At 62.5% G+C, this 25882-nt stretch carries 23 protein-coding genes and 1 tRNA gene; 12 read left to right on the top strand and 12 right to left on the bottom strand.

Annotated features, from left to right (window positions below):
• Positions 1–19: 19 nt before the first annotated feature.
• From mmsB to chvE, 3 genes are all read right to left on the bottom strand, one after another.
• Positions 20–1312 (bottom strand): multiple monosaccharide ABC transporter permease, encoded by a 1293-nt coding sequence (gene mmsB / locus LB513_RS02730; RefSeq protein WP_224661896.1) that lies wholly within the window; start codon positions 1310–1312, stop codon positions 20–22.
• Positions 1309–2841 carry a multiple monosaccharide ABC transporter ATP-binding protein gene (mmsA, locus tag LB513_RS02725; protein ID WP_224661895.1) on the bottom strand — a complete coding sequence of 511 codons (1533 nt, stop codon included), beginning with the start codon at positions 2839–2841 and terminating at the stop codon, positions 1309–1311. The genes mmsB and mmsA overlap by 4 nt, the downstream gene beginning before the upstream one ends.
• A gap of 121 nt (positions 2842–2962) precedes the next feature.
• Positions 2963–4033 carry a multiple monosaccharide ABC transporter substrate-binding protein gene (gene chvE, locus LB513_RS02720; RefSeq protein ID WP_224661894.1) on the bottom strand — a complete coding sequence of 357 codons (1071 nt, stop codon included), beginning with the start codon at positions 4031–4033 and terminating at the stop codon, positions 2963–2965.
• Between the two features lie 305 nt (positions 4034–4338).
• Between chvE and LB513_RS02715 the strand changes: the two genes are divergently transcribed.
• The 3 genes from LB513_RS02715 (at position 4339) to LB513_RS02705 (ending at position 6282) form a co-directional block, all read left to right on the top strand.
• Positions 4339–5328, top strand: coding sequence for a LysR family transcriptional regulator (locus tag LB513_RS02715; protein ID WP_224661893.1), 990 nt, complete (start codon positions 4339–4341; stop codon positions 5326–5328).
• Positions 5329–5399: 71 nt separating this feature from the next.
• Positions 5400–5627, top strand: a complete 228-nt coding sequence (locus tag LB513_RS02710) for a hypothetical protein (RefSeq protein WP_224661892.1) — start codon at positions 5400–5402, stop codon at positions 5625–5627.
• 463 nt (positions 5628–6090) lie between these two features.
• Entirely contained in the window at positions 6091–6282 is a 192-nt protein-coding gene (locus LB513_RS02705) for a hypothetical protein (protein ID WP_224661891.1), read from the top strand.
• Between the two features lie 265 nt (positions 6283–6547).
• Here the strand turns inward: LB513_RS02705 and LB513_RS02700 are convergent.
• The 3 genes from LB513_RS02700 to LB513_RS02690 all read right to left on the bottom strand — a co-directional run bounded on the left by LB513_RS02700 (position 6548) and on the right by LB513_RS02690 (position 9359).
• Positions 6548–6621 (bottom strand) — tRNA-Gly (locus LB513_RS02700).
• A gap of 70 nt (positions 6622–6691) precedes the next feature.
• Complete coding sequence (locus LB513_RS02695) at positions 6692–8182, bottom strand: hypothetical protein (protein WP_224661890.1); 1491 nt, start codon at positions 8180–8182, stop codon at positions 6692–6694.
• A 148-nt stretch (positions 8183–8330) separates the two neighbouring features.
• On the bottom strand, positions 8331–9359 hold the full coding sequence (locus LB513_RS02690; protein WP_224661889.1) for a glycosyltransferase family 2 protein: 1029 nt from the start codon (positions 9357–9359) through the stop codon (positions 8331–8333).
• Between the two features lie 161 nt (positions 9360–9520).
• Here LB513_RS02690 and LB513_RS02685 point away from each other — a divergent pair, with 161 nt between their 5' ends.
• Positions 9521–9784 carry a DUF6460 domain-containing protein gene (locus LB513_RS02685; protein WP_224661888.1) on the top strand — a complete coding sequence of 88 codons (264 nt, stop codon included), beginning with the start codon at positions 9521–9523 and terminating at the stop codon, positions 9782–9784.
• Between the two features lies 1 nt (position 9785).
• On the opposite strand, the gene LB513_RS02680 is transcribed toward LB513_RS02685, so the two are convergent.
• Entirely contained in the window at positions 9786–10691 is a 906-nt protein-coding gene (locus tag LB513_RS02680) for a histone deacetylase (protein WP_224661887.1), read from the bottom strand.
• A 131-nt stretch (positions 10692–10822) separates the two neighbouring features.
• Here LB513_RS02680 and LB513_RS02675 point away from each other — a divergent pair, with 131 nt between their 5' ends.
• Positions 10823–12181 carry an MATE family efflux transporter gene (locus tag LB513_RS02675; protein ID WP_224661886.1) on the top strand — a complete coding sequence of 453 codons (1359 nt, stop codon included), beginning with the start codon at positions 10823–10825 and terminating at the stop codon, positions 12179–12181.
• Here the strand turns inward: LB513_RS02675 and LB513_RS02670 are convergent.
• Together LB513_RS02670 and LB513_RS02665 are read right to left on the bottom strand one after the other, a co-directional pair.
• Positions 12174–13253 (bottom strand): quinone-dependent dihydroorotate dehydrogenase, encoded by a 1080-nt coding sequence (locus LB513_RS02670; protein WP_224661885.1) that lies wholly within the window; start codon positions 13251–13253, stop codon positions 12174–12176. The genes LB513_RS02675 and LB513_RS02670 overlap by 8 nt on opposite strands.
• On the bottom strand, positions 13250–13600 hold the full coding sequence (locus tag LB513_RS02665) for a DUF952 domain-containing protein (protein ID WP_224661939.1): 351 nt from the start codon (positions 13598–13600) through the stop codon (positions 13250–13252). Before LB513_RS02665 ends, LB513_RS02670 begins: the two co-directional genes overlap by 4 nt.
• Before the next feature lie 108 nt (positions 13601–13708).
• Between LB513_RS02665 and LB513_RS02660 the strand changes: the two genes are divergently transcribed.
• Both LB513_RS02660 and LB513_RS02655 read left to right on the top strand, forming a co-directional pair.
• The gene (locus tag LB513_RS02660; protein ID WP_224661884.1) at positions 13709–14143 is read left to right on the top strand and encodes a hypothetical protein; all 435 of its coding nucleotides are present in this window, start codon (positions 13709–13711) and stop codon (positions 14141–14143) included.
• A gap of 121 nt (positions 14144–14264) precedes the next feature.
• Positions 14265–14924 (top strand): response regulator transcription factor, encoded by a 660-nt coding sequence (locus tag LB513_RS02655; RefSeq protein WP_224661883.1) that lies wholly within the window; start codon positions 14265–14267, stop codon positions 14922–14924.
• 141 nt (positions 14925–15065) lie between these two features.
• Here LB513_RS02655 and LB513_RS02650 read toward each other — a convergent pair whose 3' ends face one another.
• A complete protein-coding gene (locus tag LB513_RS02650; protein ID WP_224661882.1) occupies positions 15066–15722 on the bottom strand; it encodes an O-methyltransferase in 657 nt (218 codons plus the stop codon).
• 76 nt (positions 15723–15798) lie between these two features.
• Between LB513_RS02650 and LB513_RS02645 the strand changes: the two genes are divergently transcribed.
• Entirely contained in the window at positions 15799–16440 is a 642-nt protein-coding gene (locus LB513_RS02645; protein ID WP_224661938.1) for a TetR family transcriptional regulator, read from the top strand.
• Positions 16441–16478: 38 nt separating this feature from the next.
• Here the strand turns inward: LB513_RS02645 and LB513_RS02640 are convergent, their stop codons facing one another.
• Positions 16479–19988, bottom strand: a complete 3510-nt coding sequence (locus tag LB513_RS02640; protein WP_224661881.1) for a PAS-domain containing protein — start codon at positions 19986–19988, stop codon at positions 16479–16481.
• Between the two features lie 242 nt (positions 19989–20230).
• Between LB513_RS02640 and mscL the strand changes: the two genes are divergently transcribed.
• Entirely contained in the window at positions 20231–20653 is a 423-nt protein-coding gene (gene mscL / locus LB513_RS02635; RefSeq protein WP_224661880.1) for a large conductance mechanosensitive channel protein MscL, read from the top strand.
• Positions 20654–20757: 104 nt separating this feature from the next.
• A complete protein-coding gene (locus LB513_RS02630; RefSeq protein ID WP_224661879.1) occupies positions 20758–21924 on the top strand; it encodes a pyridoxal phosphate-dependent aminotransferase in 1167 nt (388 codons plus the stop codon).
• A 64-nt stretch (positions 21925–21988) separates the two neighbouring features.
• Here the strand turns inward: LB513_RS02630 and hemA are convergent, their stop codons facing one another.
• Positions 21989–23266 carry a 5-aminolevulinate synthase gene (gene hemA, locus LB513_RS02625; RefSeq protein ID WP_224661937.1) on the bottom strand — a complete coding sequence of 426 codons (1278 nt, stop codon included), beginning with the start codon at positions 23264–23266 and terminating at the stop codon, positions 21989–21991.
• Between the two features lie 266 nt (positions 23267–23532).
• Here hemA and galE point away from each other — a divergent pair, with 266 nt between their 5' ends.
• Positions 23533–24528, top strand: a complete 996-nt coding sequence (gene galE / locus LB513_RS02620) for a UDP-glucose 4-epimerase GalE (protein ID WP_224661878.1) — start codon at positions 23533–23535, stop codon at positions 24526–24528.
• 102 nt (positions 24529–24630) lie between these two features.
• Positions 24631–25881, top strand: coding sequence for a D-amino acid dehydrogenase (locus LB513_RS02615; protein ID WP_224661877.1), 1251 nt, complete (start codon positions 24631–24633; stop codon positions 25879–25881).
• Position 25882 lies beyond the last annotated feature (1 nt).

Raw genomic sequence — 25882 nt, 5'->3', positions numbered from 1 at the left:
TTGCCTCGCCTAAAGCCTGTCAGGCCTTGTTCTTGTTGTAGACGTCGAAGATGACGGCGCCGAGCAGCACCAGCCCCTTGACCACCTGCTGCCAGTCGACATTGACGCCCATGATCGACATGCCGTTGTTCATGACACCCATGATGAAGCCGCCGACCACGGCGCCGATCACCTGGCCGACGCCGCCCATCGCCGAGGCGCCGCCGATGAAGACGGCCGCGATGACATCGAGTTCGGACCCCAATCCTGCCGCCGGCACGGCCTGGCCGAGCCGCGCAGCAATGATCAGGCCGCCCAGCGCCGACAGCACGCCCATATTGACGAACACCAGCAGGGTTAGCCGCTCCGTGTTGATGCCCGACAATTGCGCGGCCTTGACGTTGCCGCCCATCGCATAGATGCGGCGGCCGATGGTCATGCGTTTGGTGATGAAGACAAACAGGGAGATCAGCACGCCCATCACCAGCAGCACGACGGGCAGGCCCCTGTAGCTGGCGAACTGATAGACCAGGAACAGCGCGAGCGCGCTGCCGACCAGCGTCTTGGCGACGAACAGCACGAACGGCTCGGCCTCATAGCCATGCCTCTCGCGCTTGCGCCGGGTGCTGAGCCCGAAATAGGCATAGGCCAGCACAGCCAACACACCCAGCACGATCGTCGTCATATGCAGCGTCAGTCCGCTGCCCATGATGGTCTTGCCGGCCGCGTTGACCGTCGGCGGGATCAGAGTAAGCGGCCCGATGACATCCGGGATGAAGCCGGAGCTGAGCGCCTTGAATTCGGGCGGAAGCGGGCCCACGGACGAGCCTCCGCCCAGCAGGGCCTGGCAGATGCCGCGGAAGATCAGCATTCCGGCGAGGGTCACGATGAAGCTCGGTATTCGATGATAGGCGATCCAGTAGCCCTGGGCCGCGCCGATCAAGCCCCCCATGATCAGGCAGATGATCGAAACGACGAGCGGGTTGCTGAGAGGACCAAGCGGCCAGATGACCATCATCATTGCCGCCAGGGCGCCGATGAAACCCGCCACCGATCCGACACTGAGATCGATATGGCCGGACACGATGACCAGCAGCATGCCGAGCGCCATCACGATGATGAAGGAGTTCTGCTGTATGAGATTGCTGAGGTTGACCGGCTTGAACAGCGTTCCCGAGGTGGTGAACTGGAAGAACACCATGATGGCGATCAGCGCCAGGATCAGCCCGTACTCACGCAGGTTCGTCATAAGCGCCGAGACGGCGACCCGTGGACCCTGCTGCACGTCTTCGGCGACGTTGCTCTTCGGCGCGGGGGCGCTTTCTGTGCTCATGCTGCTTTTCCTTCCGCCCGAACGATGGCGCGCATAATTTTTTCCTGGCTTGCATCCGACGCCGGCATTTCGCCGACGATCCGCCCTTCATTCATGACATAGATGCGGTCGGTGATGCCGAGCAGTTCCGGCATTTCCGACGAAATCACCACGATCGCCTTACCTTCGGCTGCGAGCCGCGCGATAATGGTGTAGATCTCGTACTTGGCGCCGACATCGATGCCGCGCGTCGGCTCGTCGAGGATCAGCACCTGAGGGTCCGCAAACAGCCATTTCGACAGCACCACCTTCTGCTGGTTGCCGCCGGAAAGATTGCCGGTCATCTGGTAGACGCTGGAGGCGCGGATATTGGTCTTCTTGCGATAATCGTTGGCGACGGCGAGTTCGCGAAGATCGTCGATCACGCTATGGCGCGAGACGCCGCCGAGATTGGCAAGCGTGATGTTGTGCTTGATATGGTCGATGAGGTTCAGCCCGTAGGTCTTGCGATCTTCGGTGACGTAGGCAACGCCGTGTTCCACGGTCTTACTCACCGACGACACGTCGATCGGCTGGCCGTTGAGCAGAACCTCACCGCTGATGCGGCGGCCGTAGGACCTGCCGAAGAGGCTCATGGCGAATTCCGTGCGGCCCGCGCCCATCAGTCCGGCAATGCCGACAACCTCGCCTTTGCGCACATTGATGTCGATCCCCTTGATCACCTGCCGGTCGGCGTGGAGGGGATGGTAGACCGACCAGTTCTTTACCTCGAACACGACCTCGCCGATGTGCGGATCGCGCGGCGGATAGCGGTCGTCGAGCGAACGGCCGACCATCGAGGTGATGATGCGGTCTTCCGAGATGTCCTGCTTGGCAAGCGTCTCGATGGTGCGGCCGTCACGGATGACGGTCACCTTGTCGGCAACGCGGTTGATCTCGTTGAGCTTGTGCGAGATCAGGATCGAGGTCATGCCTTGCCGCTTGAATTCCAGCAGCAGGTCGAGCAGCGCCTGGCTGTCCTTTTCGCTGAGTGACGCGGTCGGTTCGTCGAGGATCAGCAGCTTGACTTCCTTGCTGAGCGCCTTGGCGATCTCGACCAGCTGCTGCTTGCCGACGCCGATATTGGTGATCAGCGTCTTGGGGTCCTCCCTGAGGCCCACCTTCTTCAGCAGCGCGCGGGTACGGTTTTCATTGGCGTCCCAGTCGATGACGCCGTATTTGGCATGCTCGTTTCCAAGGAAAATATTCTCGGCGATCGACAGCATCGGCACCAGCGCAAGCTCCTGGTGGATGATGACGATCCCCCTGTGCTCGCTATCCTGGATGCCTTTGAATTGGCATTCCTGGCCCTGAAAGATGATTTGGCCGTCATAGGTCCCAGCGGGATAGACGCCTGAGAGCACCTTCATCAGTGTCGACTTGCCGGCGCCGTTCTCGCCGACCACGGCGTGGATCTCGCCTTCTTCGACGCTGAGGTTGACGTTCGACAGCGCCTTCACGCCGGGGAACGTCTTGGTGATGTCACGCATCTCCAAAATCGTCGAGGCCATGGGACCACCGCTCCTTGAGAGGTCGGCAAACACTGCCGGCGAGTTCGGTGACAATACCGGGCTCGCTGGTGAACGAAAAGGGGGCCCTGCCTTGGGCAGGACCCCTGTCTTGTCAGACGACTTACTTCAGTTCTTCGGCCTTGATGTAGCCGGAGTCGACGACCAGCGCCTGGTAGTTCGACTTGTCGACCTCATGCGGCGTCAGCAGGATCGAGGGAACGACCTTGACGTCGTTGTTGTAGGTCTTGGTGTCGAGACCTTCCGGCTTGCCGCCAGAAAGCACCTTGTCGACGAGTTGGACAGTGGCCTTGGCCAGTTCGCGGGTGTCCTTGAACACGGTCGAGTACTGTTCGCCACTGATGATCAACTTGACCGAGGCGGTCTCGGCGTCCTGGCCGGTCACGATCGGCCAAGGCTGTGCATCCGTGCCATAGCCGACGGCGCGCAGCGAAGCAGTAATACCGCGCGACAGGCCGTCATAGGGCGACAGAACGCCATCGACGCGGCTGCCGTCCGAGTAGTTGGCCGAGAGCAGATTGTCCATGCGCGCCTGGGCAGTGGCGGCGAGCCAACGCAGCGTGCCGACCTTGTCCATGCCGGTCTGGCCGGACTTGATCTTGATCGAACCGTCATCGATCAGCGGCTGCAGCACAGAGATCGCGCCATTGTAGAAGAAGAAGGCGTTGTTGTCGTCGGGCGAGCCGCCGAACAGTTCGACATTCCAAGGCTTGGTGTTGGGGAAACGCTCCTTGAGGCCCTTGACCAGCGAATTTGCCTGGATCACGCCGACGCCGAAATTGTCGAACGTGGTGTAATAGTCGACATTGGGGGTCTTCTTGATCAGGCGGTCGTAGGCGACGACGACGACGCCGGCGTCAGCGGCCTTCTGCAGGGCATCCGAAAGTGTGGTGCCGTCGATCGAGGCGATGATCAGCGCCTTCGGGCCCTTGGTGATTTCGTTCTCGAGCTGGCTGAGCTGGTTGGGGATGTCGTCCTGCGCGTACTGCAGGTCGACAGTATAGCCCAGAGCTTCGAGCTGGGACTTCACGGCGTCGCCGTCATTGATCCAGCGCTGCGAGGTCTTGGTCGGCATCAGAACACCGACAAGGCCCTTGTCCGCTGCGTAGGCAGTTGCCGACATGGCCGCGATGCTGACCGCCAAGGCGGCGACTAACGTCTTGATGATTTTCACGTAACTCTCCCTGGTTGATGGACACGGCACCCCGGGGTCGTGGGCCGCGCAATCGTGCAGACACGCCAAGGCGCTGCTGCCGTCATGTTTATATCCGGTATCCTCCCATGGCTCCAAAATGCGATTTCAATCGATACGATTGACGTGATCGACCGAGGCGTTTCGGAACGCACGAACGTTTCGACGCTTTTGCCATAACTGTCAAATGCGATCTGTGATAGTTGCTATATCGAGCACGGTATAGCTAATGAAGCGTGGCGGCCGGCTTCCCGGGCTGCGCATCGCAACCGGAACAGGCATCAGGCATGGCCCCGCCAAGAAACCCCCAAGCCGGTTCGAATGGTAGCGACGGCAATCCAGGCGACGGCGAAACCCTTCTGCGCAGCGGGCTCAGCCTGCGTCACATGCGCATGATCGTGGCGCTCGATGATCATGCAAGGGTCAGCGCGGCGGCGCAGGTCATGAACATTTCCCAGCCCGCAGCGTCTCGCATGATCAGCGAGATGGAAGCAGTGTTGGCGGTCAAATTGTGCGAGAGGCTGCCGCGCGGCATCACATTGACGCCCTACGGTAAGGCGCTGGCCAGGCGCGCACGTTCCATATTGCTGGAAATGCGCGAGGTCGACCGCGAGATTTCCGAACTGAAGGCCGGCAAGGGCGGGTCGGTGTTTCTTGGCGCGGTGACGGCACCGGCGATCGAACTGGCAGTGCCAGCAATTCGTGAAATCCGTCGGCTCCACCCGCGCATCGAAATCACCATGCAGGTCGAAACCTCCAACGTACTGGCCCGCGAATTGCTGGCGTCACGCCATGATTTCATCATCGCGCGCATTCCCGATGACCTCAACCCTCGACTGTTCGACGCACGCGTCATCGGCGTCGAGAAGGCCTGCCTGATCGTGCGCCGTGGTCATCCGCTGGCCAGGGGGGAAGCCATTCGGCTGGAAGAGACCGCAGCCTTTGACTGGGTCTTCCAGTCCGGCGGCTCGCCCTTGCGCCAGGCGATGGAGAGCAATTTCCTGAACCGCAACATCGCGCTGCCCGATCGCATCCTCAACACCAGTTCGCTGCTGTTGACCCTGGTCATGGTGGCGCAATCGGACGCCATCGCCCCGGTCTCGGTCCAGGTTGCGAAGTTCATCCAGAATCCCGAGGGGCTCGCCGGCGCCATCGATGTCGTCCAGACCGAATTCGACATCGAGGTCAGGCCTTATAGCTTGATCACGGTAAGAAACCGCGTGCTCTCTCCGGCGGCCAAGATGCTGCATGATTTCATCTTGCGGGAGGTTGGATAGCGGTGGAACGCGGCAGCCCGGAGGAACCTTGCTTGCGAAACCGAGTTGCCGTCTCGAGCAAGGAGATTCGCATGTCCAGCAAGCCGCGCCCCGATAAAGGATCAGCCGAACCAAGCCCTTCGTCCCCCGATAACAAAGGACCGGGGCAGGCCAAGTCCGGCCCGGAAGCCGACGCCAAAGGACAGTCTGAGAAGAACCACAAGGGCGGATCGAACGATGGTGTCTCCAGCGCGAACCCTCGCGTCATTTCAGGCAATGACGATGGAGACGCGACCTTCCCTTATGATCGCGAGAAATAGCGGGTTCTCTGGCGGCTGATCCCGCGAAAACAGAGCGCATGCAAGTCGCGCTCGATACCAGGCTGGCAACGATCCGCACATGCTACTGCGTGCGCCTTCCGGCCAAAATCAATGTGACATCACAGCATGCGCTCCCTGGGGAGGCGGTTCACGATCAGATCACGCTAACGCTGCGATTGTGTCCGCACGGCAAGGAATTGTCGGAGGGCGCGTCGCACTGAGTGACACTGGTCGGATGCAGTTGACTTGCTCTCGGATCGTTGACTTGCCGCAATCCAATATGGAGCGAAAAATGTCGGTATGTGAAACTGAACATTGGGTTCTCGACTGCGGCGGGGGCGGCTGTGCATTGTGGGAGGGGGCCGATGGCCAAGTCTTCTTCTGGAAATGCTACCCTCAGGTCGAGTCTGCGGACCAGGGTATTTCGGCACGGAGGAAATCGCCTGGCCAGAAGCGGCTATCAATGAACGCCTCTGAAAAGACGACCCTGTGCTACCAGAACCTCGACAGCACCCAGATCGCCGACGTCGTTCGTGAAGTCACCGGCCGATCCGTCGCCCCGGCCCGGATCGCGGATGGAGGCAAGAAGACGCTGTGCCAGACAGGCACTCTCGATGAATTGCTTCAGGCGTGCGGTCTCCGGCCCCAGGACTGAGGGCGCTTTCGTAGGCGCGTCGCATCTGCGGACCTCGCGGAAACCGTGAAGCGGGGCGTCCCGCAGATGGTCGTGGCAAGCTAAACGTTTCATGCGGCCGACGATGCGGATTCACTCTCCGCATCGCCGGCCGCACCATGCGCCTTGGCGGCAGGCCGGCATGCTCCAGAGCCGCCGCCACAATTATCCAACGTAGCGGTCCTGGAACTGATGACGGCCGAGCCGACAGACTTATCCGTCACGATCGGCCATCGGCTCAAAAGAGTGGAGCGGGTAGAGGGAATCGAACCCTCGCGTTCAGCTTGGGAAGCTGACAAGCTACCATTACATCATACCCGCGCGACCCTTCGTTATCATGACGGCACGCCTCCGGGCAATCGCAAAGCGCCGTTGTCAAGACACAAGGGGATCACGCCCCGGGTTGGTAGATTACCGCGTAATTGTCCGAATAGACCCGTTTCCAGCCGAGTTCCTCGAAGAAGGGGATGCGATTGTCGTCGGACGACAGCAGCGCCCATCCAATCCCGTATTTCTTGATCTGGGCGTCGAGCAACGGCTTTCCGCCGCTCAGCCCGGTCTCGTCGTCGGTCTTCGTGAAACCGCCCAGGAACAACTGATCGGTCCGGCCGTCGATATATGTCTTGATGCCGTGGAAGATCAGAGTGCCGCCGAAATTGTAGGAGTTCAGCACGTTGCCGGACAGATGGTGGCTCTCGGCAAAAGCCAGCGCCCCGGTGGCCGATGTCCTTGGGCTCGGTTCTACTCGATAGACATCGCCGAGCAGGGAGACCGCACCGATCACACAAAGGGCCGCCGTGGCGCAGATCGGGTGGAGGTGACGGGCAATGAATTTTTCCAGTCCGTCACGCTTGTCAGCCAGCCAGGAGGCAAGCGACAGCCCGGGATATTGCTGCGCGACCTCGGCCGCGACGACCAGTGGAACCAGCAGGAAGAACAGATACATGAACCGCAGATGCGACAGATAGACGTGCAGGGTGAAGACAATGAACAGCGCCCTGGGCCAGCCGATCCGCAGCCTTGATATCAAAAGCCCGAAAAGCGCCACCAGCATCGCTACTTCCTGGGACAGATGTTCCTGGGCGTTGAAGGGTTGCCATTCGGTGATGAGGGGCACTGCTTCGTTGCCATAGGCGACCGTCAAGGTGGCCATGATGGCCTTCAGGCCATAGGGATGGATCAGGCTCACAAGCGGGCAGAGCAGGCCGAATACGATCCATTTCGCCAGGAGCCTCGGCTTCGACAAGCCTGTCCGCGCCAGGATATCGAGGCCGGCGAAGGCGGCTATGACGAAGCTCAGGGTGAACGTTGCGTGCAGGTTCGCCCACAGCACGACAAGCACAAGCAGCCAGGGCGGAGGCGCCTTCTCGGCGCGCGCGGCTCCAAACAGCATTGCGGTCCAGACGACGATGATCGGCAAGGTGAAAACGTGAGGCCGCGCCGTATAGATCGGGTCGATCAGGAAGGCGGCGACGAAGGCCAGACCGACCGCCAGGAGAGGCTTCAGCGAGGCACTGAGGAACCATCCCATCAGGAAGATCGTCAGGCAGATGGTCGCGATGATCAGTGTCACCACGCCTTTCCAGCCGCCAGCGCTGTAGGCGAGCGCCAGAAGCACCTGTCCCAGCCACTCCTTGGCGATCCACGGCTTGCCGGCGAAAGTGTGTGAGTAGGTGTCGACGGTCGGAAATATCGGGTTCGACAGGAAATCCAGTCCGACCTTCACCTGCCACCAGCTGTCGGGGTCCTGCAGCATGGATCCGGCGAAAGCGGCGAGCACCAGACCCGCGGCGCAAGCGGCGAACAGGCAGAACAGCAATCGGATGCGTTGCGCATCATCGAGCCGCGGCATCGACCGCATAATCGCCTCTGCCCCGCTCATGTCATAACGCCACCGGGCAGGATGGTCCCATATCCGAGCGCCTTTTTGAGGCGGATGGTGCCGGACAGCTTCATAGGCGGCAAGTCAGACTGAAAAGCAGGCCGCATTGCGCCCATGCCATTTCGTTTGCGCCCGGCCGACCTTCGTCTCAACCACGCGCGGCTCTTTTTGCCATTTCCTGGAGGCGGTGGACGGGCAAATCCTCATCGTCCAGGACCGCCGGGCGCCGCGAAACGATCTCGTCGACGAAGTACAGCGGACGGCGCTTGGTCTCCATGTACATGCGCCCGAGATACTCGCCGAAAATCCCGAGCACCATCAGTTGCACGCTGCCAAGGATCAGCATGATCGCTGCAAGGCTGGTCCAGCCGGGCAGCACGTTGCCGAGTGACCATTCGACAAGCGTGTAGCCCAACACGACCAGCCCCAGCAGGCCAAACATCATGCCGAGCAAAGAGGCAAACCGCAAAGGCGCGATGGAGAAGCTGGTCATCGCGTCGACCGCCAGCAGAACCATCTTCTTAAGCGGATAATGGGTGGTGCCGGCGAAGCGCCGGTGTCTTTCATAGGGGAAAGCCACCTGTTTCAGTCCGATCCAGCTCACCATGCCCCGAATGAACCTGTAGCGCTCGGGCATCGCATTCAGATGGTCCAGCGCGCGGCGGCTCATCAGCCGGAAGTCGCCGGAATTCGGCGCGATATCGACGTCGACCATCCGTCCAAGCAGGCGATAGAACATCGACGCGGAAGCCAGCTTGAACCAGCTTTCGCCGTCACGTTTGATCCTCTGGCCGTAGACGACGTCGAAGCCTTCATTCATCTTCGCCATCATGGCGCCAAGAAGCTCGGGCGGATCCTGAAGGTCGGCGTCGAGAATGAGGATGCGCTGGCCGCGGCAGAATTCGAGGCCGGCAGTCAGCGCGATCTGGTGGCCGTAGTTGCGGGCAAGATCGATGGCGACGACGTGGTCGTCCTTCTCAGCCAGCTGGAAAATCGCGTCGCGCGTACCGTCCGTCGCGCCGTCGATGACCAGCACGATCTCATAGGAGGGGCCCTGCGCCAGACATGCGGCGGTTACCCGGCGATGGAGTTCGCTGATGCCATCGAGCTCATTGTAGCAGGGAACGACCACCGACAGCATGACGCTGCGTCGCCCGCTGTTTTTCGTCGTCTCCATCAAGGGCCCGGCTCCCGCTATTCGATCCGGAATAGCGGCAATTGGTTAGAAAACAGATAAGCCAGGGGGGCTGTTGTTCCGGCCTGGTTCGGCTTGAAGCAAGGAACTCGAATGCGTATGTCTCGGTGGCCCGAATCGGGCGACGGAGCCGGAGACAGGAATTGTCCGCATTGACGCGCTTTCTCGGCGACTCCCCGCTCAGGGTGATCCTGAAGCTGCTCGTGGTGTCGTTCCTTGTCGGTCTGGTGATGAATGCCTTCGGCTGGTCGCCCATGGATGTGCTGCAAGCAATCCAGCGTTTGTTCACGGATCTCTGGAACCTGGGCTTCAATGCGGTCTATCGTTTCCTCGGCTATATCCTGCTCGGCGCCGCGATTGTCATACCCGCCTTCATCCTGCTGAGGCTTGCCAACTACCGCAAGTGAGCTATCGGCCGTAATCCGACGCGACCTCGAAAAGGATGGCGTGGCGTGCGGCAAGTGCCGCCACATCCGTTGAATAGCCGCCGCCAATGACGCCACAGACCGGAATGTTACGCGCGCGAAAGTGGCGGATAACCGCTTCTTCGCGGGCGCGCAGCCCGTCATCGGAAAGCGCCAGCCTGCCAAGTCGGTCCTCGGCATGGACGTCCACCCCGGCATTGTAGAACACGATGTCCCAACGGGCCTTGGCCGACAGCTCCGGCAGAATGGCGGCCAGCCTACTGAGATAGGCAGCATCGCCCGTGCCGTCGGGCAGGGCGATATCGAGGTCCGAGGCAATCTTGCGCGCGGGATAATTGCGGTCCCCATGCATGGAGAAGGTGAACACGCGCGGATCGCCCGCCAGTATATCCGCCGTGCCGTCGCCCTGGTGCACGTCGAGATCGACGACCAGGATGTTCTGCGCGGCACCCTCGGCCAACAGGACCAGCGAGGCAATTGCGACATCGTTGAAGGTGCAGAAGCCGGCGCCTTGCGCGCGACGCGCATGATGGCTGCCGCCGGCGGTGTTGCAGGCGATGCCGTGCCGCAAGGCCAGCCGCGCCGCCTGTATAGTACCGCCCGCGGCGAGCCGCGCACGCAGCGAGACGCGAGGGCTGACCGGGAAACCGATCTCCCGCTCGATTTTTTCGGGCACGCGGCAGTCAACGACCTGATCGACATAATCCGCCGCATGGGCAAGCTTGAGCCATGACACGGGCGCCGGTTCGGCGGTGCTGAGCGCGTCCGGTCCAGCCAGGCCGCGTGCAGTCAAGGCTTCCATCAGCAGCGGATATTTGCTCATCGGAAAGCGATGGTTGGCGGCAAAACCCGCGTCGTAGTCGGGATGATGGACGATGTGCAACGGCATGGAATGGGTCCGCCGGGCTCACGCCAGACCGGGATTTCGGTTGGCCATCCCGGGAAGGATGATTGCGCGGTGGCCGGAAAATGGGGCACATCGGCAGTTCGATCAAGCCGCAATCAGCAAGGCAGCAATCCTTGGACCAGGGTGCGACCCCAGCCGACGCCGGATCCGCCGTGGACCGGGGATCCTTCGTCGTCACCAACCGCTCGGTGCTCGCCATCTCGGTGCCGATGACGCTTGCCTATTTGACGACGCCCATGCTCGGCTTGGTCGATACGGCTGTCGTCGGCCAGTTCGGCGACGCCGCCCTCTTGGGCGGGCTGGCCGCCGGAGCGCTGGTTTTCGACGTCGTCTTCACCACATTCAACTTCCTGCGCTCCGGCACCACCGGCCTTGTCGCGCAAGCCTTCGGACGCGGCGATGTTCTGGAAGAACAGGCGGTGTTCTGGCGCGCCATGCTGATCGCCGTGATCGCTGGCATCGTTCTGGCGGCGCTGGCGCCATTGTTCGCGGTCGGCGGTCAGTGGTTCATGGGGGCCGAACCGCGCGTCAGCGAGGCGATGGGGGTCTACATCCGCATCAGGCTGCTCGCAACGCCCTTTTCGCTGATCAACTACGCCATCCTGGGCTACGTGCTGGGGCGCGGCGAGGGCGGGCTTGGCCTGATGCTGCAACTGGTGCTCAACAGCGTCAACATGGCGCTCTGTCTGCTGCTCGGCCTGAGGCTCGGCTGGGGGGTTGCCGGCGTCGCCTGGGCAACCGTCGCCGGAGAGTTCCTCGCCATGCTGCTTGGTCTTGCCATCGTTGTCAGGCGGTTCCGCGCGGCGCCGGCCTTGCCGCGTCATCGCCTGCTCCACACGGGCGCCTTCCTGCGCATGCTTTCGCTCAACCGCGACATCATGATCCGCTCCTTCTCGCTGCTCGCCGCCTTCGCTCTGTTCACGCGCCAGGGCGCGCAGTTCGGCACGGTGACGCTGGCCGCGAACGCCGTGCTGATGAATTTCTTCCTCGTCGCGGGCTACTTTCTCGATGGTTTTGCCACTGCCGCCGAACAGCTGGCTGGCCGCGCCGTCGGCGCGCGCGCCGCCATCCCGTTCCGCAGGGCCGTCAAGCTCACGCTGCTGTGGGGTTTCGGTCTGGCCGGAGTAGCGACGCTGGTGCTGCTGGCCGGCGGCACCGATCTGGTCGCCCTCGTCACGACGTCGACAGAGGTCCGTTCGGTTGCCGACATTTACCTGCCATGGGCGGCGTTCACGGCGCTGAGCGGTGTGCTCGCATTCCAGATGGATGGCGTCTTCATCGGTGCGACCTGGTCGCGCGACATGCGCAACATGATGTTGCTGTCGTTTCTCGTCTTTACGGCCGCTCTGCTGACTTTGGGGCCGGTGTTCGGCAATAGCGGCCTGTGGGCGGCGTTGCACGTGTTCCTGCTGGTGCGCGGTTTCAGCTTGCTGGCTATCCTGCGACTGCGGATGCGGACAGCGTTCAGCTGAGCGGCCGCGCCGCCCACTGGCCGAGATGGCTGTCGCGCAGGTCTCGAATGGACTTCAGCCCTGCCGTCTCGGCATGGCGGGCCATTCCGGCAATGATGCGGCCCGGCAGCGCGGGCCCGGCATAGATCATGCTCGTGTAGAGCTGGACAAGATCGGCGCCAGCCCGGATCTTCTCCAGCGCCGTTTCGGTGGAGTCGACGCCGCCGACGCCGATTAGCACAATCGAGGGCCCGAGCAATCTGCGCATCCTGGCCAGCACGATGGTCGAGCGTTCGAACAGCGGCTTGCCGGAGAGCCCGCCGGTCTCGCGCACGGCGTCGCCGCTGCGCAGGGCCGGCCGCGAGACGGTGGTGTTGGAGACGACGACGCCATCGATCCGTTTCTCGGTCACCTCGGCGGCGATGTCCTCCAGCTCGGCCTCGACCAGGTCCGGCGCGATCTTGAGGAAGACCGGCGGCCGCGCCCTTGCCGAGGCGCGTGCGGCGATGACGCGCGACAAGAGCTCGCCAAGCTGTTCGCGCGCCTGCATGGTGCGCAAGCCGGGGGTATTGGGCGAGGAGATGTTGATCGTCAGGTAGCTGGCATAGGGCGCAAAGCGGATGACGCCGCGCTCATAGTCGGCGACACGGTCGCTGCTGTCCTTGTTGGCGCCGATGTTGACGCCCACAATGCCGGAACGGCCCTTACGCGCGGCAAGACGTCGTTCGGCGGCCGCGTGACCTTCATTGTTGAAGCCCAACCGGTTGATCACCGCTTCATCGGCCGTCAGCCGGAAGATCCGTGGCTTCGGATTGCCAGCCTGCGGTAGCGGTGTGACCGTGCCGACCTCGGCGAAGCCGAAGCCGAGCCCGAGCAGGGCGTCGGGCACCTCGGCATTCTTGTCATAGCCGGCCGCCATGCCGAGCGGATTGGGGAAGTCGATGCTGCAGAGGCTGACCTTCAGCCTGTCGTCGCGGATCGGTCGCCCGGCCACCGGCAGTCCGCAGCGCAGCGCAGCGATTGACAGGCCATGGGCGGTTTCCGGATCGAATGTGAAAAGCAGCTTCTGGCCGATCCGGTCGAACACGCTCATTCAGCCTCCAAGGCAGGGAATTGGTGCGCACCGTCGGCGCCCAGCGGCAAGGGCTGGACCCACAGCACCGCTTTCATGTCCAGCACATCATAGAGATGCGGAAACAGCGCGCCGCCGCCGGAGACTTCGTATTTCAAGGCGTTGCCAAGGCGGGCCTCGTCGATCGCAACCAACAACAAGTCCGGTTGCCCGGAGAAATGCTTCGCCGCCGTTTCCCGAACCTGGGCCGCCGTGGAGAAATGGATAAAGCCGTCGGCGACATCGATCGGTGCGCCGGAGAAGCGACCACTGGCTTCGGCCTCGCGCCAAGGCGCTTCGGGGGTTATCTTATAGATGATCCGGGACATGGTTTGCGCTATAGTCCGAACCAGCCCCGCGGGGAAGGCTGTGCCACGGGTCTTCCCCATTTCAAGCGCAAACAAGCGATATCTCGGGCTTTGGCCATGGAGGACAACATGCGTCTGCAGCACATCTTGATCCCCGCCGCACTCGTTTCGCTGGTCGCGGCATCCGCCTTTTCGGAGGAAACCGACCACTATCGGCTGGAAAAGTCCGACAATGGCTATGTCCGGATGGATACGCGCACAGGCGCGATGTCGATCTGCGAGGAGCGCTCCGGCCAACTCGTCTGCAAGGTGGCTGCCGATGAACGCACCGCTTTCCAAGACGAAATCGACCGACTGCAAAGCTCTATGAAGGCAATGGACGAACGCGTTACCAAGCTCGAGAATTCGCTTTCGGCCCGCCTCGAATCGAAGCTGCCGAGCGAGGAGGATTTCAACAAGTCGATGAGCTATATGGAGCGCTTCCTGAAGGGCTTCATGGGCATCGTGAAGGACCTGGACAAGGATAAGGGCGACGGCCCCCAACCGAATTCACAGAAGACCTGAGCACCCGAAGCCCGGAAAACACCGCTGGCCGGCTTTGCTGCTTGAAAACGGCACGCAGCCCTTCATAATCGCCTGACTGATCCCGCAAAAAGCAGAAAATCAGGGATTTGGGGAGGAACGCTTGCCGCCAGGCTATTCTTTCGTCATCGCCGACGATCACCCGCTTTTTCGCGGTGCGTTGCGCGAAGCGCTGGCCGGCATCGGCAATGTCGTTGCCATCCACGAGGCCGGTGATTTCGAAAGCGCCAAGGCGCTGGTCGTCGCCAATGAAGATGTCGACCTGGTGCTGCTCGACCTGTCGATGCCGGGCGCCAGCGGCCTGTCAGGCCTGATCTCGCTGCGCGGCATCCATCCGGCGGTGCCGCTCGTCGTGGTGTCGGCGCATGACGATCCGGCAACCATCAGGCGTGCGCTCGACCTCGGCGCCTCGGGCTTCATCTCCAAATCGGCCAGCATGGACGAAATCCGCGATGCCGTGCGCTCGGTGCTTGCAGGCGATATCGCGGCACCGGTCGGGGTCGATCTCGGCGTCGAACGTGATCCCGAAATATCGGACTTGATCAAGAGGCTGCAGGCACTGACGCCGCAGCAGACGCGCGTGCTCGGCATGCTGGCGGAAGGCCTGCTCAACAAGCAGATTGCCTATGAACTGGGTGTATCGGAGGCCACGGTCAAGGCGCATGTCTCGGCCATCCTGCAGAAGCTCGGCGTCGATAGCCGCACCCAGGCGGTGATCCTACTGTCCAGGATCGGCAGCGACCCGCCGCAGCCGATAGGCTGAGCGTGGGATTCCCGCGCTCGCCCTATCACGCCGTCGACGGCCGGACGATTGCGCGTTGGTTGACGTAAACGCCTACGGTCGCCTCTAGCGACATTAGGAGTTGAGCCGCGTGGTTGAAGTCTTACGCGGCAACGAGGTTGGTCAGCCGAGCCGCACGGAGAGTTCGACGTCCTCGCCAAACGGCGTGGACATGTAGCCAGACGCCGGTGAACGCACCCTTTGCAGATATTCGGGAGAGAAATCGGCATTGTCGGCGATGATCAGTGCGCCCGGCCTCAAGCGGCTCTCGACCAGGCTGAGGACCTCCGGATAGATCGCCTTTGCGCCGTCAAGCAGCAGCAGATCGATCGTCTCCGGCAGATCGGCGCTCAGCGTCTCAAGCGCATCGCCTTCGCGGATGTCCACCAGGTCGATCAGACCGCCCTCGGTCAAATTGGCCTTGGCACGCATCACTTTCGATGGCTCGAACTCAGTGGTGATCAGGCGGCCACCGCCATTGTCGCGCAGTGCTGCCGCAAGATAGAGCGTCGAGATGCCGAACGAGGTGCCGAATTCGATGATGATGCGCGCGCCGCTGCTGCGCGCCAGCATATAGAGCAGGGTGCCGGTCTCGGGCGAGATCGCCAGCCAGAGATCCTTCAGCCGTCCGTAGAAATCGGCATATTCGGTCTTGCTGTTGAGCAGGCGCGCCCGCTCCTCATGCGAGAGCTCCGCCTCAGCCGGACTGGTTGCGGCATTGGCTTCGTCGAACAGGCGCTTCAGCAAAGGTGCCAGTGGGGCGTTGGTCAGCGTTGTCATGAAGTCTCCGATTGAAAATGGCTGCGTTCTTGTGTTGCCCTGAAAATACGAATAATCCTTCAGGTTTCCAATTCGCATTGCCGGCTCGAGACATGGCCCGACGCTCAACCCTTCGATTTCCTCGCGAAAACAGCCAAAACAGGAGCGGGCCACCGACCTGGTTGCGGCGATCCTGCAGGCTGCTGTTCAGGTTTTGGCGAGCGAAGGGGCGCAGCGTTTCACCACCACGCGCGTGGCCGAGAAGGCTGGCGTCAGCGTCGGATCGCTCTATCAGTATTTTCCCAACAAGGCGGCATTGCTGTTCCGGCTGCAGAGCGATGAATGGCGACAGACCAACGATCTGCTGAGCGGAATTCTGCGGTCAGTGGAGAAGACGCCGTTTGAAAGGCTGCGCGCTGTCGTTCACGCCTTCATTCGCTCGGAATGCGATGAGGCGGCCGTTCGGGTGGCCCTCAGCGACGCCGCTCCACTCTACCGCGATGCGCCGGAGGCGGAGGAGGCCAAAGCTTCGGGAGCGCTCACCATACAACTCTTCATGCAGGAGGCCTTGCCCGGGGCTTCGGATGCTGTCCGCAATCTTGCGGGAAGTTTGATAGGCACGACCCTCGGCGCGGTCGGAAAACAGTTTTCCGAAACCCCTCGAAACCCCGTCGAAATCGAAACCTACGCCGATGCGATGGCCGATATGTTCTGCGCTTATCTCAGAGAACTCGGATAGAGCGTCACCATACGCCGAAACCGCTGCGCCTTCGGCCTTCATTCGGCCGCGGACGCCAGCGGCCGCATCCGGGCCATCATGGAGCGCAGCACCGCTGGTTTCAGCGGTTTGTTGATCACCGGGATTTCGAGGCTGCCCGCTGCCGTGCGGACTTCGCGGGAGCGGTCGGCGGTGACCAGCACGGCGGCCATGTCGTCGCCGTGGACCGCGCGCAGCCTGACGATGATGTCGAGACCGATTTCGCCGTCGAGGTGGTAGTCGGCCAGCACAATGTCAGGCCGGCGGATCATCGTGCTCTCCAGGTCTTTCGAGCCGGAGATCGTTTCCACGTCGCAGCCCCAGCCCTCGAGCAGCAGCCGCATGCCATCCAGAATGCGTGCATCATTGTCGATGCAGAGCACGCGCAGCCCGGACAGCGACGCTGTCGAACGGACAGCCGGCCTGGTCTCAATCTCGCGCCGCGCCTCCCGCGCTTCCGCCACGGGCAGGACGACGGAAAAACGCGTGCCCTTGCCTGGATCTGAAAAGATTCGGATTTCCAGGCGCAACACCCGGGCTATGCGATCGACGATGGAGAGGCCAAGGCCGAGGCCTTCGGCCTCGCGCACACCTTCTTCGAGCCGGGTGAATTCGTCGAAGACCGTGCTCAGCTTGTCGCCGGCAATGCCGATGCCGGTGTCGATCACCTGGATTTCGGCCAGTTCGCCACGGCGCCGCACGCCGACGAGCACACGGCCGTGACGCGTGTATTTGATGGCGTTGGAGACGAGGTTCTGGATCAGGCGACGCAACAGATTGCGATCCGTCACCACGGTCAGCGACGACGGCATGATGGTCAGCTCGAGCTTCTTTTCGGAGGCGAGCGGCTGGAAATCATTGCCGAGCTGGCGCAGCAAGCCGTCAAGGTTGAAGGCGGTGTTCTCCGGCTTCATCGCGCCGGCATCGAGGCGGGAGATATCGAGTACGGCGCCGAGAATGGTCTCGACCGATTCCAGCGAGGATTCGATGTTGACGGCCGCGATGGCGGCAGGCCCGGTGCCGGCCTTCTCGATCAGCGACGAGCAATAGAGGCGGGCTGCGTTAAGCGGCTGCAGGATGTCGTGGCCGGCCGCTGCGAGGAATCGCGTCTTGCCGAGATTGGCCTCCTCGGCCAGCATCTGCGCCTGCGCCAGTTCTTCGTTAACCCGGGTCAACTCCTCATTGACCCCAGTTAGTTCGATGGTCCTCGTTTTGACGCGCTGTTCGAGCGATTCATTGGCCCGCTTCAGCGCCAGATCCTGTTCGACGCGCCCGGAAATATCGGCATAGGTGGCGACGATGCCGCCGTCCGGCATGGGATTGGAGCGCAGTTCGAGGATGCGGCCGCTGGTCTTGAGTTCCATCTGCCAGGGGCTGACGAAGCTCGTCAGCCGGTTGAGCATCGCCACGCGCTGCTCCGCCGGAATGTCGCCGCGCTCGGCCAGATGGCGCAGGATGCGGTCGAGCGAGACGCCAACCTGGCCCATCTCGTCGGGCAGGTCGAACAGCGCCCGATATTGGCGGTTCCAACAGATCAGTCGAAAATCCCGGTCGAAGACGGTTATGCCTTGCTCCATCTGGTCGAGCGCGATCTGCAGCAGGTCGCGATTGTGTTGCAGCGCTTCGGTGGCGTCGTCGAGCAGGCGAAACGCATCACGGGATTCGCGGTCGTGGCGCCGGAACAAAAGTGACAGGATCAGCCGTGCCGACGAGGAGCCGACGGCGCTGGCCAGCAATTGCTCCGAGAAGCGGATGACATCCATGCTCGCCTGCTCGTTGCCGTGCAGCGAGGTGCCGTTGGTCTTCTCGAACGTCTGGAAGGAGCGCTCGGTCCGCTCGACGCCGAGATACCGCCCGATCGTGTCCTTGAGATCGTTGACGGTGATGGCGGTGCGGAAGCGGCGCAGGCTGGGCATCGGTCCGGCGTCGCGAGGCACGAAGATCGACGCCTGGATGCGTTCCAGCGGTACTGAAGCGCGCGACAGCGAGCCCAGCACGAAGAACACCGCATTGATCGAAAGGCTCCACAGGACGCCGTGGTTCAGCGGTTCGGCGACAGTGCCGAACAGCGCCTGCGGCCGCAACGCCTCGAAGCCGAACAGGCCGCGCACGATGATGCCGGTATCAGGGTCGGCAAGCGACGGAAACAGCAATGTGTAGCCCCATATGAGGATGCCGGCGATCATGCCGAGCGCGGCACCCCTACCGTTGGCGCCCCGCCAGATCAGGCCGCCGATCAGCGCCGGCGCGAACTGGGCGATGGCCGCGAAGGACATCAGGCCGATCGACGACAGGCGCGCGCTGTTGGTGCTCTCGCGGTAATAGAGGAAGGCGATGAACAGGAGCGTGAAGATCGCCCCGCGCCGCACATTGAGGATCAGCGTCGACCAGTCCTCTGTCTCCGGAGACTTCGTCTTGAGCAGGCGGCGCACGAACAGCGGGATGACAAGATCGTTGGAGATCATGATCGACAGCGCCACGCTTTCGACGATCACCATGGCCGTTGCCGCCGACAGGCCGCCGATGAAAGCCGCCATCGCCAGCACATCATGGCCGCTGAACAAGGGCAGCGACAGCACATAGAGATCGCTGCTGGTTCCGCTGCCGACCACCGTCAGGCCGGCAAACGCGATCGGCAGTACGAACAGGTTGATTGCCACGAGATAGAGGGGAAACACCCATGTCGCGGTGCGCAACTCGGCCTCGCCGCGGTTCTCCACGATGGTGACGTAGAACTGCCGCGGCAGCATGATGATGGCAAAACCGCTCAATGTGGTCAGCACCAGCCATGTGGCCAGCGAGGTGTTGTAGTTCATCGCCTGCCGCACCTGCGCGTTCCGGGCGAGTTCCTCGAGCATGTCGCCAGGACCGCCGAAGATCAGGAAGGTGACCATAAGTCCGACCGTAAGGAAGGCCGCGAGCTTGACCACGGTCTCGACCGCCACAGCCAGGACAAGCCCGTCCTGGTGCTCGGTCGCGTCGGCGTGGCGGGTGCCGAACAGCACGGCGAACAGCGCCAGCAGCATGGCGACGACCAGCGAAATGTCGCTGACGAACGGGTCGAATGAGGGTGGCGATCCGGTGTAATGCTCGACCATCAGGCTGACCGAACCCGAGATCGCCTTCAGCTGCAGCGCGATATAGGGCACCGCGCCGATCGTGGCGATCAGCGTCGCGATCGCCGAGACGGTGAAGCTCTTGCCGTAGCGCGCGCCGAGAAAGTCGGCGATCGAGGTGATCTTCTCTGTTTTGGCCAGTCGCACGATGCGGTTGAGCAGCGGAAAGCCGAACACGAACACCAGCACGGGACCAGTGTAGATGCCGAGGAATTCCAGCCCGCGCTCGGAGGACAGTCCGACCGAGCCGAAGAAGGTCCAGGATGTGCAGTAGATGGCGAGGCTGAGTGCATAGATGAACGGCCGGGCCCGGCCGGCCCCCGACTTCGCCGCGCGGCGGTCGCCCAGGCTGGCGATAGCGAACAGCAGCGTCACATAGGCGATCGCGATGATGACGATGAACAAGCCCTGCACGCCGGCAACATCCTCCCTGCCAAATTCAACACGGCTTGCCCAGACGCAATCACAGCTTGCCGCATGAGTCCATCGCGTCATTCCCGGCAAGGGGGCCGTGGGCTAGCCCGGACCTGCCGGGCCGGAGGAGAAAGCAGTTGGCTCTCCCCTTTGCCCATATCGCAACTTCAGCTTTTTGTTATGATGCCTCCCGGTTGCTAGCTTGGGACGGCCACGCCGCCGGTCATGACAAGGAGGGTCTGATGCTGAAGGAATTCCAGGAATTCATTTCCAAGGGCAATGTGATGGACCTTGCGGTCGGCGTCATCATTGGAGCTTCCTTTGGCACGATCGTCAAATCGCTGGTCGACGACGTCATCATGCCGATTGTCGGTGCGGTCTTCGGCGGATTGGATTTCAACAACTATTTCCTGCCACTTTCCCTGGACAACAACGCCACCACGCTGGCCGATGCCAAGGCTCACGGCGCCGTGCTCGCCTATGGCAGTTTCATTACCGCCGTGCTCAACTTCCTGATCCTCGCCTTCATCATCTTCCTGATGGTCAAGGCCGTGAACAACCTGCGCAAGCGCCTGGAGCGCGAGAAGCCTGTGGCGCCGGCGGCCCCGCCTCCCGCCGACATCGCGCTGCTGACCGAGATTCGCGACCTCCTCGCAAGGCGTTGATCGCTTAGCTGCATGCTGGACCAAAACCCCGGTCGTTCACGGCCGGGGTTTTCTGGTTTGGCATCTGCTAAGGAGCGCTGAAAGAGACCAGAACGGACACGCCAATGACCTTGATCGATAGCTTGCGCGCGGAAGCCCGTGCTGCTCCAGAAAGCGGCATTGTCGCCGTCATCAACTATGGTCGCCTGCGCGAGGGCATGATCCCGCTGTGGGCCGGTGAGGGCGACCTGCCCACGCCCGCCTTTATCGGCGAGGCTGCGGCGCGTGGGCTCGCCAATGGCGAAACGTTCTACACATGGCAGAAAGGCATTCCCGATCTGCGTCAGGCGCTTGGCCGTTATTATACCAGGCATTTCGGCAAGACCTTCCCCGAGGAGCAATTCATCGTCACCGGATCGGGCATGCATGCGATCCAACTGGCGCTCGACGCGCTTGCCGGCGCCGGCGACGAGGTGATCTATCTGTCGCCGGCCTGGCCGAATTTCGATGCCGCCGCGGCGATATCGGGCGCCGTCCCGGTGCCGGTCACGCTGGACAATTCAGGCAATGGGTGGTCCTGCGATGTCGAGAAGATCGCTGCGGCGATAACGCCGCGAACCAAGGCGCTGTTCATCAACACGCCGTCGAACCCGACCGGCTGGACCGCCGATCACGAGACCTTGCGGGCGATTCTCGATCTCGCACGCGCGAAGAATATCTGGATTATCGCCGACGAGATCTATTCCCTGTTCCACTATGGCCAAGGCCGCGCGCCGTCCTTCCTCGACATCGCCACGGCGGACGATCGCATCCTCTTCGTCAACTCGTTCTCCAAGAACTGGGCGATGACCGGCTGGCGTGTCGGCTGGATCAAGACGCATCCTGACCTGCAGCAGGTGTTCGAGAACCTGATCCAGTATTCGACCTCAGGCGTTGCTCAGTTCATGCAGCGCGGCGCGATCGCCGCGCTCGACGAGGGCGATGCCTTCATTGCCGAACAGGTGGAGCGGGCGCGGGCCGCGCGCGATCTGGTCTGCGGCATCCTCGGCGACACAGGCCGCGCCCGTTTTGCCGTGCCGCAGGGCGCCTTCTATTTGTTTTTCCAGGTCGATGGCATTACCGATTCGCGTGCCGCCGCCTTCGATATCGTCGACAAGGCCAATGTCGGGCTGGCTCCCGGCACGGCTTTCGGCCCTGGCGGCGAAGGTTTTCTCAGGCTCTGCTTCCATCGCCGCCTCGACCAGATCGAGGACGCCGCCCACAGGCTGGCCAAATGGATGAAGACTGCCTGAGGCGCTGACAGGTCGGGGCCAGCGCCCCGGCAAGAAGTCTAAGCGTGGGAGCTTCGAACCGGCTTCAGCCTCCGGACGTGGGCACCAGCAGGGGGATGACGCGGTCGCTCTTGGCCACCGAAGGCCGGCCGGCGGAACCGTAGGGGATGCCCAGCGCGTCCCAGGTCTCGACTAGCGCGTCCTGCAGCCCCGCGATCAGCGCGTCGGTGTGGAACGGCGTCGGCGTGATGCGCAGGCGCTCCGTGCCGCGCGGCACGGTCGGATAGTTGATCGGCTGGATGTAGATGCCGTGTACGCCGAGCAGGCGGTCACTGGCCATCTTGCAGAGTTCGGGGTCACCAACCAACAGCGGCACGATATGGGTCGGCGACTCCATCACCGGCAGGCCGGCGGCGGAGAGAATCTGCTTGGTCCGCGTCGCCTGCTGCTTCTGTGCGTCGCGCTCGGCCTGCGACCGCTTGAGATGGCGGATAGAGGCGGTCGTCGCCGCAGCAATGGCCGGCGGCAACGCTGTCGTGAAGATGAAGCCCGGCGCATAGGAGCGCACCGCGTCGATAACCGCGCTAGTGCCGGTGATGTAGCCGCCCAGCGTACCGAACGCCTTGGCCAGCGTGCCCTGAATGATGTCGATGCGATCGGCAAGGCCTTCGCGCTCGGTGATGCCGCCGCCGCGCGGCCCATACATGCCGACAGCGTGGACTTCGTCGATATAAGTCATGGCGTTGTGGCGTTCGGCGAGTTCGACGATCTGCTTGATCGGCGCGATGTCGCCATCCATCGAATAGACGCTTTCGAAGACGATCAGCTTGGCGCGCTCGCGGCCGGCCGCCAGCAGCAGGCTCTCCAGATGCGCGACGTCATTGTGGCGGAAGATCTTCTTTTCCGCGCCGGAGCGCCTCACGCCCTCGATCATCGAGGCATGGTTCAGTTCATCCGAAAGGATCAGGCAATTCGGCAGAAGCCGTGCGATGGTGGAGATCGACGCCTCGTTGGAGACAAAGCCGGAGGTGAAGACGAGTGCGGCTTCCTTCTCGTGCAAATCGGCAAGTTCGATCTCCAACTCGACCAGCGGATTGCTGGTGCCGGAAATATTGCGGGTGCCGCCAGCGCCGGAGCCCATCCTGCCCGCCGTGTTCTGGAACGCGGCGACCACATCGGGGTGCTGTCCCATGCCGAGGTAATCGTTCGAGCACCAGACTGTGATTTCCTCCGCGCGCCCATTGGCGCGCCAGATGGCGCGTGGAAACTTGCCTGCGATACGCTCTAGGTCGGCGAAGACGCGGTAGCGCCGCTCCGCATGGAGCTGGTCGATAGCGTCCTCGAAGAACCGCTGGTAGTTCATGTCGGCTTCCCAATTTTTGCGCGGGATCATAGTCATTGCCCTATTGGACGTCCACCGGGCCGCTCTGGTCAAAATGCCACGCCCGGACAATGTTTCCTAACGACCACGGATGGTGGCCTATTCCCTTGATGTGGATCAACTTTGTTTCCAGACGATGCCACATTGCGGCTTCGCCCGTTACGACGGCTGGTGGCCATGCGGCGGGCTTTGCAGTAATGGCGGTGGTCGAGACAATTTCCGATCAATCTTGAGATGCGAGGTCGCGGATGGCGGTTTTGGTAACAGGTGGCGCCGGCTATATCGGCAGCCACATGGTCTGGGAACTGCTGGATGCTGGTGAGAGCGTGGTCGTTCTGGACCGCCTCTCGACCGGTTTCGAATGGGCAGTTGCGCCGGAGGCCAGGCTGGTGGTCGGCGATGTGGCCGACAAAGAACTTGTCGGCTCGATCATCCGGGAGAACAAGGTCGACGCGATCATCCATTTCGCCGGCTCCATCGTGGTGCCGGAGTCGGTCGCGGATCCGCTGGCCTATTACGAAAACAACACGTCCAAGACCCGCACGCTGATCGAGACCGCCGTTCGCGAGGGCGTGCCGCATTTCATCTTCTCGTCGACAGCCGCCGTCTATGGCGGCGCCGGGCTGGAGCCGGTGCGCGAGGATGCCCGCCTGGCGCCGGAATCGCCCTACGGCCTGTCCAAGCTGATGAGCGAGTGGATGCTGCGCGATGCAGGAGCCGCCTATGGGCTGCGCTACACGGCGCTGCGCTACTTCAACGTCGCAGGCGCCGATCCGAGGGGCCGCACCGGCCAATCGACCCCAGGCGCAACGCATCTGATCAAGGTCGCCTGCGAAACCGCGCTCGGCAAGCGACCGTTCATGCAGGTGTTCGGCACCGATTATCCGACGCCCGACGGAACCTGCATGCGCGACTATATCCATGTCAGCGACCTGGCGGCAGCGCATCGCCTGGCCCTGCAGCGGCTGCGCGCAGGCGGCACGAGCCTGGTCGCCAATTGCGGCTACAGCCATGGCTATTCGGTGCTTGAGGTCATTGACAGCGTGCGGCGCGCCTTCGGCCACGATTTCGAGGTAAAAATGGGCGAGCGTCGTCCGGGTGACGCCGCCGCGGTGGTCGCCAATTCGGACCTTGCCCGGGCGCAGCTTGGCTGGACGCCGCAGCGGGACGATCTCGACCAGATCGTTGCCGACGCGCTGGCCTGGGAGCGCATTCTGACCGGCAAGAACTCCGCACGAAGCTAAGCCAAGTTTCCCGAGGGGTCGCAAGGCGCTTGGCGAAGCGCTATGGAAGGCATTCGCGCTCGGCACGGAAACGCCGCGCCGCGAACAGCTTTGGGGGACGGCATGAAGATAGTGGTGCTCGGAGCCGGCGTTGTCGGGACGGCGGCCGCTTACTATCTGGCGGCCGACGGTCATGAGGTTACCGTGGTCGAGCGTCATGCGGCGCCGGCACGTGGCACCAGCCAGTCGAATGCCGGTCTGGTGTCGCCTGGCGATGCCACTGCCTGGGCCTCGCCGGCGGCTCTGAAGACTTTCCTGCGCGCGCTCTACAATCACGATCTTGGCATCAAGGTAAGGCTGAGGTTCGATCCTTATTTCCTCGCCTGGAGCCTGCGTTTCCTGCGTCAGTGCACGGTGGCGCGGCTGCGCGCCAACAGCCAGGTCAAGCTGCGCCTGGCGCTCTATTCGCGCGAATGCATCAACGTCATCTCGGCCGAAACCGGCATCCAGTATGACGAGCGCAAGAAAGGCATCCTCTATTTCTTTCGCTCGCAGCACAGCCTCGACACCGGTACCGACAATTATCGCTATTTAGCCGAACATGGCCTGCCGATCGAGATCGTCGGCCGCGACAGGCTTGTCGAACTTGAGCCCGGCCTTGCCGGCGTGAAGGAAAAGATCGCCGGTGGCGTCTATTCGCCGATCGACCAGACCGGTGATTCCAAACTGTTTGTCGATAGATTGGCCGCCCACGCAGCCGACAAACTCGGCGTCAAATTCCTGTGCGGGACGACCGTCGAGGGCCTCGATATCGAGGGCAACCGTGTCCGTGCGGTGATGACGTCCGCCGGTCCTGTGGCCGCCGATGCCGTGGTCATTTCGATGGGACCGGAAAGCGGCCTCCTCGGCCGCCGCTACGGCATCGACCTGCCTGTCTACCCCGTGAAGGGCTATACGGCGACAATTCCGCTGGAAGACGAGACCAAGGGGCCGACCATGGGCGGCGCCGACGAGGACCAGTTGATGGCCTATTCGCGCCTTGGCAATCGACTGCGGTTGGCATCGACGGCCGAATTCGCCGGCTTTGACCGCACTCACAAGCCCGGCGACTTTGCCACCATGTTCAGGACCGGCAAGGATCTGTTCCCGGGCGCCTTCGACGAGAAGAAAGCTGTGCTCTGGGCAGGACTGCGGCCCATGATGCCGAACTCGGTGCCGGTCATCGGCCAGGCGCGCTACAAAAACCTTTATCTCGACACCGGCCATGGCCATGTCGGCTGGACCATGGCCTGCGGTTCGGGAAAATTCCTCGCCGATCTCGTCGCCGGCCGCAAGCCAGAGATCGATCCGCAAGGGCTGGTTTACAGGAATTGAG

The organism is Mesorhizobium sp. ES1-1, from assembly GCF_020164785.1.
GTDB lineage: Bacteria > Pseudomonadota > Alphaproteobacteria > Rhizobiales > Rhizobiaceae > Mesorhizobium.
Note: the sequence above shows the minus strand (reverse complement) of the source record. Positions and strands in the feature narration are given on the sequence as shown.

What these genes read in the sequence shown, in the direction of transcription:
- LB513_RS02660 (WP_224661884.1), top strand. Translation starts at nt 13,709, where the DNA reads ATGCGTCTGCAGCACATCTTGATCCCCGCCGCACTCGTTTCGCTGGTC.
- LB513_RS02695 (WP_224661890.1), bottom strand. Translation starts at nt 8,182, where the DNA reads ATGAGCGGGGCAGAGGCGATTATGCGGTCGATGCCGCGGCTCGATGAT.
- LB513_RS02670 (WP_224661885.1), bottom strand. Translation starts at nt 13,253, where the DNA reads ATGAGCGTGTTCGACCGGATCGGCCAGAAGCTGCTTTTCACATTCGAT.
- LB513_RS02615 (WP_224661877.1), top strand. Translation starts at nt 24,631, where the DNA reads ATGAAGATAGTGGTGCTCGGAGCCGGCGTTGTCGGGACGGCGGCCGCT.
- mmsA (WP_224661895.1), bottom strand. Translation starts at nt 2,841, where the DNA reads ATGGCCTCGACGATTTTGGAGATGCGTGACATCACCAAGACGTTCCCC.
- mscL (WP_224661880.1), top strand. Translation starts at nt 20,231, where the DNA reads ATGCTGAAGGAATTCCAGGAATTCATTTCCAAGGGCAATGTGATGGAC.
- galE (WP_224661878.1), top strand. Translation starts at nt 23,533, where the DNA reads ATGGCGGTTTTGGTAACAGGTGGCGCCGGCTATATCGGCAGCCACATG.
- hemA (WP_224661937.1), bottom strand. Translation starts at nt 23,266, where the DNA reads ATGAACTACCAGCGGTTCTTCGAGGACGCTATCGACCAGCTCCATGCG.
- LB513_RS02680 (WP_224661887.1), bottom strand. Translation starts at nt 10,691, where the DNA reads ATGCCGTTGCACATCGTCCATCATCCCGACTACGACGCGGGTTTTGCC.
- mmsB (WP_224661896.1), bottom strand. Translation starts at nt 1,312, where the DNA reads ATGAGCACAGAAAGCGCCCCCGCGCCGAAGAGCAACGTCGCCGAAGAC.
- LB513_RS02665 (WP_224661939.1), bottom strand. Translation starts at nt 13,600, where the DNA reads ATGTCCCGGATCATCTATAAGATAACCCCCGAAGCGCCTTGGCGCGAG.
- LB513_RS02630 (WP_224661879.1), top strand. Translation starts at nt 20,758, where the DNA reads ATGACCTTGATCGATAGCTTGCGCGCGGAAGCCCGTGCTGCTCCAGAA.
- LB513_RS02690 (WP_224661889.1), bottom strand. Translation starts at nt 9,359, where the DNA reads ATGGAGACGACGAAAAACAGCGGGCGACGCAGCGTCATGCTGTCGGTG.
- LB513_RS02710 (WP_224661892.1), top strand. Translation starts at nt 5,400, where the DNA reads ATGTCCAGCAAGCCGCGCCCCGATAAAGGATCAGCCGAACCAAGCCCT.
- LB513_RS02715 (WP_224661893.1), top strand. Translation starts at nt 4,339, where the DNA reads ATGGCCCCGCCAAGAAACCCCCAAGCCGGTTCGAATGGTAGCGACGGC.
- LB513_RS02650 (WP_224661882.1), bottom strand. Translation starts at nt 15,722, where the DNA reads ATGACAACGCTGACCAACGCCCCACTGGCACCTTTGCTGAAGCGCCTG.
- LB513_RS02705 (WP_224661891.1), top strand. Translation starts at nt 6,091, where the DNA reads ATGAACGCCTCTGAAAAGACGACCCTGTGCTACCAGAACCTCGACAGC.